This window comes from Streptomyces sp. NPDC046876 (assembly GCF_040645035.1).
Classification (GTDB): Bacteria; Actinomycetota; Actinomycetes; order Streptomycetales; family Streptomycetaceae; genus Streptomyces.
Genome location: NZ_JBEYXK010000186.1, coordinates 1 through 6,312, shown reverse-complemented (window position 1 = coordinate 6,312; position 6,312 = coordinate 1). Strand labels below are relative to the sequence as shown.

Genomic DNA, 6,312 nt, shown 5'->3' with positions numbered 1-6,312 from the left:
CACCGCTGCCCCGGAGCCCATCCCCGCCCCGCCCTTTCGCCGTATCCCGGGGCTCCGCCCCGGACCCCGCGCCTCAAACGCCGGCGGGGCTGATTTCAGCCCGCGCGGCGTTTGAGCGCACCCGGCGCGGAGCGCCCGGGTCGTTCAGCCCCGCCGGCGTTTGAGGCGAGCGGGGGCCGGGGGCGCAGGCCATGGTTTCGGGAAGGGGCGGGGAGGGGATCGGCTCCGGCGCAGCGGTGGCTCCCGCGGCCCGGGGCGGGATTTATATCGGGCATACACGGTTCTGTCGGGGTTTTCAGGTCGTCCTCAGGAACCTCTCATGAACCCGGGACACAGTCAGGGCATGACCGATCGCTTCCGCCTCGACGGCGACTACCCGCAGGAGAACGACCCCTCGTCCTATCCCCCGCCGCCCGGCTATCTGCCGCAGCCCCCCGCCCCGGAGGGGCCTTCGCACGCGGCGCGGGCGCGGCGCCCCGTAGGCCTGCTCGTGGCCGTCGCGCTCGCCGCCGCGGTCGTCGGGGGCGGCACCGCGGCAGCGGTCCAGCAGCTGCTGGTCGACCGTACCGCCGGGCCGGCCGGCATCAGCGGCACCAACGTCTCCCGCTCCAGCAGCGGCACGGTCTCCGGCGTAGCCGAACAGGTCAGCCCCTCCGTCGTCCGCATCGACACCCGCACGGGCTCCGGCCAGGGCACCGGCTCGGGCGTCGTGATCACCGCCGACGGCGAGATCGTCACCAACAACCACGTCGTCAGCGGCGCCTCCGAGATCCAGGTGACGATGAGCGACGGGAAGAAGTACACCGCCAAGACGGTCGGCACCGACCCCGACAAGGACCTCGCGCTCATCAAGCTGCAGGGCGCCGGCGGCCTCAGGCCGGCCGCGCTCGGCAACTCCGACGGCCTCAAGGTCGGCGACGAGGTCGTCGCCATCGGCTCCCCCGACCGCCTCACCGGCACCGTCACCAGCGGCATCGTCTCGGCGCTGAACCGCGAGGTCAACGTGCCCAAGTCCGAGCAGCAGTCCCCCCAGCGGCAGCGCAGCGGCGGCGGCTGGCCGTTCTCGTACGACGGCCGCCAGTTCAACGGGACCACCGGCTCGGACACCACCTCGTACAAGGCCATCCAGACCGACGCCTCCCTCAACCCGGGCAATTCCGGCGGCGCGCTGGTCAACATGAACGGCGAGATCGTCGGCATGCCGTCCGCGATCTACTCCCCCGCCGGCGACAGCGGCTCCGCGGGCAGCGTCGGCCTCGGCTTCGCCATCCCCGTCAACACGATCAAGGTCGATCTGCCCTCCCTCCGCAAGGGCGGCAGCGGGAACGGCAGCGACAACAGCAGCAGCGGTGGGTTCGGGACGCAGTTCTGACCGCGCACCGGCATCCCTGCCGATCTGCGACGCTGGTAGGCACCGCCGAGCACCCGACCACCACTCTGGGGACGACCACATGAATCCCGCCGAAGGCGACCCGCACCGCATCCTCGTCGTCGACGACGAGCCGGCCGTGCGGGAGGCCCTGCGCCGCAGTCTCGCCTTCGAGGGCTACGCCCCCCAGACCGCGGTCGACGGGCTCGACGCCCTCGACAAGACGGCCTCGTACGGCCCGGACCTGATCATCCTCGACATCCAGATGCCCCGCATGGACGGCCTGACGGCGGCCCGCCGGCTGCGTGCCGCCGGCAGCACCACCCCGATCCTGATGCTCACCGCCCGCGACACCGTCGGCGACCGCGTCACCGGCCTCGACGCGGGCGCCGACGACTACCTGGTCAAGCCCTTCGAGCTCGACGAGCTCTTCGCCCGCGTCCGCGCCCTGCTGCGCCGCAGCGCCTACGCCGCCCCCGCGTCCGGCGCGCTCCCGCCGGAGGAGGACGCCCTCGTCTTCGGCGACCTGCGGATGGACCCGGCCACCCGCGAGGTGACCCGGGCCGGGCGCCTCGTCGAGCTGACCCGGACCGAGTTCACGCTGCTGGAGATGTTCCTGGCCCACCCGCGCCAGGTGCTGACCCGCGAGCAGATCCTGAAGACCGTGTGGGGCTTCGACTTCGAGCCGAGCTCCAACTCCCTGGACGTGTACGTGATGTACCTGCGCCGCAAGACCGAGGCCGGCGGCGAGCCCCGACTGGTGCACACCGTGCGCGGGGTCGGCTACGTGCTGCGTGCCGCCGGGGCCGGGGACTCCGGGGGACCGGAATGAGCCCCGCCGCCAGATTCCGCGGGCTGCCGCTGCGCTCGCGGCTGGCCCTGCTGGTCGCGGTCGCGGTGGCGGTGGCCGTCGCGGCGGTCGCGGCCGTGTGCTGGGTGATGGTGCGCACGCAGCTGAGCGAGCAGCTCGACCGCTCGCTGATGGCGACGAACCCGTCCGCGGAGGTCGTACGCAGGCTGCGCGAGGGCTGCACCACCGCGCCGGGCCGGCCGGTGCAGGAGATCGCCGGCAAGCTCGGGCCCACCGTCCAGATCGTCACCGCCGACGGCAGCCACTGCTGGGTGAGCGGCCTGCCGGACCTGCCCGTCACCGTCGTCGACCGGCAGGTCGCCGCCGGGCAGCGGGCCAGCGCCCTGCACGACGCCCGCACCCCCGACGGCACCGCGATGCGCGTCTACACCTTCACGGCGCAGGCCCAGCCGGGCTCCCCGGTGTTCGGGATCTCGGTCGCCAAGCCGCTGGCCGACATCGACGAGCCGCTGTCGACCCTGGCCTGGGTCCTGCTGCTGGTGGCCGGGGTCGGCGCCGTGGGCGCGGGAGCGGCCGGCCTGTGGGTGGCCCGTACCGGGCTGCGGCCGGTCGACGAACTGACCGGCGCCGTCGAGCACATCGCCCGCACCGAGGACCTCACCGTGCGGATCCCCGACGAGGGCGACGACGAGATCGCCCGCCTGTCGCGGTCCTTCAACTCCATGACGGCGGCCCTGGCCTCCTCCCGGGAGCGCCAGTCGCAGCTGATCGCGGACGCCGGCCACGAGCTGCGCACCCCGCTGACCTCGCTGCGCACCAACATCGAGCTGCTGGCGCGCAGCGAGGAGACCGGCCGGGCCATCCCGGCGCAGGACCGCCGCGAGCTGCTGGCCTCGGTGAAGGCGCAGATGACGGAGCTGGCGGCGCTGATCGGGGACCTGCAGGAGCTGTCGCGTCCGGATGCGGGCCCGCCCGCCCGGCTGGAGGTGGTGGCGCTGCACGACGTCGCGCGCAGCGCCCTGTCGCGGGCCCGGCTGCGCGGCCCGGAGCTGGTCTTCGACGCCGAGCTGGAGCCCTGGTACGTACGGGGCGAGGCGGCGGCGCTGGAGCGGGCGGTGGTCAACGTGCTGGACAACGCGGTGAAGTTCAGCCCGCCGGGCGGTGTCGTGGCGCTCTCGCTGCGGGCGGGCGAGCTGACCGTACGCGACCACGGTCCCGGCATTCCGGCGGAGGACCTCCCGCACGTCTTCGAGCGGTTCTGGCGGTCGGAGTCGGCGCGGTCCCTGCCCGGCAGCGGGCTCGGCCTGTCCATCGTGGCGCGTACGGCCGAGCGCTCGGGCGGCAGCGCCCGGCTGCGGGCCCCGGCGGACGGCGGCCCGGGCACGGAGGCGGTGCTGCGCATCCCGGGGGCGCCGACGCCGCCGCCCTCGGCTGCGGAGGCCGCCGCGGCCGGGAGTGCGGCGGCCGCGGCCGGAGGCCGGTCAGTTGTGCCGGATCAGTGAGGCGACCAGGCCGGAGCGGGTGTTGGGGAAGTCCATCGGGACGATGCCGAGCCCGGTCCGACCGGCCAGCTCCGCTCCGTCGACGAAGGCGTGGACCTGGGGGTTGAGGCGGTCGGAGTTCCAGCGCGGCGGCATGTAGGCCGAGGTGCTGGTGTAGTTCACGAAGAGCTTGCCGGGCTGCTGCACGGCCCGCCGGAACTGGTCCTCGATCCTGCCGCGCTTGGCGAACGGCTCGGCGTTCCAGTCGTCCTGGATGTCGAAGACGCCGCCGTCGCCGTAGCGCAGGCCGGGCAGACCGCCGTTGTCGGCGAGGAGGACGACCTTGCCGCGGGCCTGGCCGAGGGCGGGGAGGGTGTCGGCGATCCGGAACAGCGGCCGCCAGCCGCGGTGGTCGAGGTAGTCGTCGAAGACGGCCCGGAAGACCTGGTCGCTCTCGCCGGAGTACTCCTGCTTGAGGCGCATCAGCACGGTCTCGCCCGGGTGCGCGGCGAGGAAGTTCGCGCAGGCGACCAGGACGTCGCCGAACATCAGGCCCTGGTAGAAGGAGCCGTGGTGGATGGCGAACGAGCCCCCGGTGACCCGGCAGCGGACGTCGAGGAAGCGGATTCCGGAGTCGAGCTGTTCGGCGATCGAGGTGTTCTGGCAGGCGACGAAGAGGCCGCCCTGTCTGGCGCCGGAGTCGTGGGTGCCGGGGATGGTCATCCGCTGGAGCGGGGTGGAGTCGGCGAGGCCGGACATCCAGTCCTGCGTGCCGAGCGCGGCCGGGGTCGCCCCGGTGGCCCGGGTGGCCAGCGTGCCCGGCGCCCCGTGCGTACGGGCCGCCGCCGGGGCCGCCGTGCCCAGGGAGAGGGCGGTGCCCGCCCCCGCCGCCATCGCCGCGGCCAGAAATGCCCGACGTTCCAGTGCCATGCCCGCCCCTTTGCCGGTCCAGTGGTTGGACCGGAGTATGGCGTGCGGGCCCTGCGGTGACTACCCGTCGGTAGGGGCGGACTTGTCGAGCAACTCGGCCATGGTGCGCAGGCCTTGGGCGAGCTCCCGCCCCGTCGGCGCCGCCTCCGGATCGGTCAGGGCCTGCACCATCACCCCGCTGAGCAGCGCGATGTGCAGCGACCCCAGGGACCGTACGTCCTCCTCGGAGACCTCCTCGACGGGGACCCCGAGCAGCCCCGCGGCCACCATCCGCCGGTTGCGGCGCTGGGCCTCGGCGAGGACGGCGAGCAGCTCGGGCCGGGACTGCGCGTGGACGAACGCCTCGACGGAGGCGGTCCACAGCCAGCGCATCTCGCCGAAGTCCCTGATCTTGCGGTCCCAGGTGTCGGCGTAGCGCTCCTCGGCGGTGGCGCCCTGTCCGACGAGCCGTCCGGAGCCGGCGGACCAGTCCTCCATGGCGGCGAACAGCGCCTGGTTGAGGAGGGCTTCGCGCGAGCCGAAGTGGTAGCCGATCGCGGCCATGCTCACGTGCGCGGCCGAGGCGATGTCGCGCACGGTGGTGCGCAGGTAGCCCTTCTCCTCCAGGCAGCGGCGGGCTCCGGCCAGCAGGTCCTCGCGATTTCCCATGCCGGGATCGTATCCGTGCGCCTCTTGTTGGGCGCTCGCCCAAGACACCTGTATTGCGCGCTTGCCCAAACGCTGGCAGAGTGAAGGGCACGCGAAGGGGCCGGCGGCAGACCGCCGAGGACCGGCCCGCCGACCGCCACGAGGGGGAGCCACGCCATGCGCCACGCACTGAAGACCGACGGCCGCACGCTGTCCTACCTGGACTTCGGCGGCCCCGGCCGCCCGCTGCTCGCCCTGCACGGCGGGCTGTCCGAGGGCGCCGCCTTCACCGGCCTCGCCGAGGCCCTCGGCGACGACTGGCGGGTCATCGCCCCCGACCAGCGCGGCCACGGCGACTCCGACCGCGCCGGGCACTACCGCACCGAGGGGTACGTCGCCGACGCCGTCGCCCTCCTGGACCACCTCGGCCTCGACGCCCCGGTCGTCGTCCTCGGCTACTCGCTCGGCGGCGCCATCGCCGTCCACCTCGCCGCCGAGCACCCGGGCCGGGTCGCCGCCCTCATCGACACCGACTCCACCGTCGAGGTCCCCCGCGCCGCCGCCGACGTCCCGGCGGTGCCCGCCGGCTTCGAGTTCCTGACCGGCATGCGCTACACCGCGCCCACCCGCGAGGAGCTCCTCGAAGCCGCCGGCCCCGTCGGCTCGCAGTTCGTCGCGCCGGCCCTGCGCCCGCTGGCCGACCGCTCCGGCTGGCGGCTCCCCTTCCACCCCCGGGACATGCTCGACTCGATCGCCGGCGCCCGCGGCGACCACTGGGAGGCCTGGCTCGCGAGCACCTGCCCCGCCCTGCTGATCCGCGCCACCGACAGCGCCGCCCTGCCGCAGGCCACGGCCGACGCGATGGTGGCCCGCAGGCCCGGGACCTCGTACGCGGCCATCGAGGGCGACCACTTCGCACCCTTCACCCACCCGGAGGCCTTCCACGCGGCCGTCGGGAAGTACCTCGCAGACCTCTGACCCCCGCCCCGCGGGACTCGCGCCACGGGGGTGCGCGGGAGGAACCGGTAGCGGCAGGATCCGGGAGCAGAAGGATCCGGAAAAAGCCCGAGGGGGCGGCGGGCCGTCGGGCCCGC

At 74.2% G+C, this 6,312-nt stretch carries 6 protein-coding genes; 4 read left to right on the top strand and 2 right to left on the bottom strand.

Annotation, left to right across the window (positions count from 1 at the left end):
- The first annotated feature begins 343 nt into the window (after nucleotides 1–343).
- From ABZ924_RS37860 to ABZ924_RS37850, 3 genes are all read left to right on the top strand, one after another.
- Nucleotides 344–1,372 carry a trypsin-like peptidase domain-containing protein gene (locus tag ABZ924_RS37860; protein WP_361920176.1) on the top strand — a complete coding sequence of 343 codons (1,029 nt, stop codon included), beginning with the start codon at nucleotides 344–346 and terminating at the stop codon, nucleotides 1,370–1,372.
- Between the two features lie 79 nt (nucleotides 1,373–1,451).
- A complete protein-coding gene (locus ABZ924_RS37855) occupies nucleotides 1,452–2,201 on the top strand; it encodes a response regulator transcription factor (protein WP_361920174.1) in 750 nt (249 codons plus the stop codon).
- On the top strand, nucleotides 2,198–3,682 hold the full coding sequence (locus ABZ924_RS37850; RefSeq protein ID WP_361920172.1) for a HAMP domain-containing sensor histidine kinase: 1,485 nt from the start codon (nucleotides 2,198–2,200) through the stop codon (nucleotides 3,680–3,682). Before ABZ924_RS37855 ends, ABZ924_RS37850 begins: the two co-directional genes overlap by 4 nt.
- On the opposite strand, the gene ABZ924_RS37845 is transcribed toward ABZ924_RS37850, so the two are convergent.
- A complete protein-coding gene (locus ABZ924_RS37845; RefSeq protein ID WP_361920170.1) occupies nucleotides 3,662–4,591 on the bottom strand; it encodes a phosphatidylinositol-specific phospholipase C in 930 nt (309 codons plus the stop codon). The two genes, ABZ924_RS37850 and ABZ924_RS37845, sit on opposite strands and share 21 nt — an antisense overlap.
- 60 nt (nucleotides 4,592–4,651) lie before the next feature.
- Complete coding sequence (locus ABZ924_RS37840) at nucleotides 4,652–5,239, bottom strand: helix-turn-helix domain-containing protein (protein WP_361920168.1); 588 nt, start codon at nucleotides 5,237–5,239, stop codon at nucleotides 4,652–4,654.
- A gap of 156 nt (nucleotides 5,240–5,395) precedes the next feature.
- Here ABZ924_RS37840 and ABZ924_RS37835 point away from each other — a divergent pair, with 156 nt between their 5' ends.
- Complete coding sequence (locus tag ABZ924_RS37835) at nucleotides 5,396–6,196, top strand: alpha/beta hydrolase (RefSeq protein WP_361920166.1); 801 nt, start codon at nucleotides 5,396–5,398, stop codon at nucleotides 6,194–6,196.
- The last annotated feature ends 116 nt before the right edge of the window (nucleotides 6,197–6,312 follow it).